The following is a 610-nucleotide window of genomic DNA, read 5'->3' on the forward strand; positions in this document are numbered from 1 at the left end:
TTGTTCCGCGAGCAAGTACAGCAGTGGAAACAGGATTGTTTAGCTGGTTTTCAAACCTCAGAAGTACAAACTAAAACCATTAAACAGCAGGCTAAGGCTGACAAAGCCGAAATCAAATCGCTGCAACGGGAATTGCGCTATAAGGAGAAAGCGCTGGCTGAAGCTGCTGCGTTACTGGTGCTCAGAAAAAAGCTCAATGCGCTCTGGGGGGACGACAGCGAGGAGAGCTAACCCCCTTGCCTGAGCGCATAGCATTGATTGCCTTAATCCAAGAGGCGTATACCCAGGGTGCTCGCCTTTATAAGGCTTGTGCTGAAACGGGCCTCAGTAAGCGTACCTATCGACGTTGGTATCGAGAAGGTGGGGTTTGGGGAGCAATGGAACCAAAAACCAACGTAAGCCTTACCACCTCCGCTCAGAGCCCTCTTCCCAGGCATCCGCCTCGATAAAACAATTGCGCATCTCGGCTTCCTGGCTGATCTCGGTCAGCAGATCATGTACCGTCTTATCCAATGCCTCATCATTGCGATATGGAATGCTCAGTGCGTAGTTGCCCGACTCCAGTGGCTTCATGCCATAGGGTTCCAGGCAGTAACGCTCGATGTTCTCT

General features: G+C 51.3%; 2 pseudogenes. One reads left to right on the plus strand and one right to left on the minus strand.

From position 1 onward, the window contains the following. Window positions 1-386: pseudogene (locus tag L5M38_RS24395) on the plus strand (IS3 family transposase); the annotation flags it as partial. Window positions 387-402: 16 nt separating this feature from the next. On the opposite strand, the pseudogene L5M38_RS24400 reads toward L5M38_RS24395, so the two are convergent. Further along, a pseudogene (locus L5M38_RS24400) lies at window positions 403-610 on the minus strand (recombinase family protein); the annotation flags it as partial.

Source organism: Shewanella sp. SM101, assembly GCF_025654465.1.
Lineage (GTDB): Bacteria > Pseudomonadota > Gammaproteobacteria > Enterobacterales > Shewanellaceae > Shewanella > Shewanella oncorhynchi.